The 287-nt window shown below is 42.2% G+C and carries 1 protein-coding gene; it reads left to right on the top strand.

From position 1 onward, the window contains the following. A partial coding sequence (locus tag C1E99_RS00475) for a deoxycytidylate deaminase (RefSeq protein ID WP_419580068.1) occupies positions 1-248 on the top strand: 248 nt, incomplete at its 5' end. Between the last annotated feature and the right edge of the window lie 39 nt (positions 249-287).

The raw sequence follows: 287 nt of genomic DNA, 5'->3' as shown, positions 1-287 counted from the left end.
AAGTCAATGCTATTTTACAAGGAGCGGAACGGGGAATTCCAAAAGGTTTTACTGCCTATGTGACCCATTTCCCATGTCTCAACTGCTCCAAGCAATTGTTACAGGTTGGTTGTAAGCGGGTTGTCTATATCAATGAATACCACATGGATGACTATGCTCAGTACTTGTATAAAGAAAAGGGCTGTGAGTTGGTTCATTTGCCTCTAGAGGTGGTTAAACAGGCAATTGCAGATGCCGAATTTATCTAATGATTCTGTAGAAGAGTGGGAGTGGGAAAGACATCCATG

Origin of the sequence: Streptococcus suis, from assembly GCF_002964045.1 — a bacterium.
GTDB classification, from domain to species: domain Bacteria; phylum Bacillota; class Bacilli; order Lactobacillales; family Streptococcaceae; genus Streptococcus; species Streptococcus suis_U.
The sequence above is the reverse complement of the archived record's forward strand: the minus strand, read 5'-3'. Positions and strand labels throughout refer to the sequence as shown.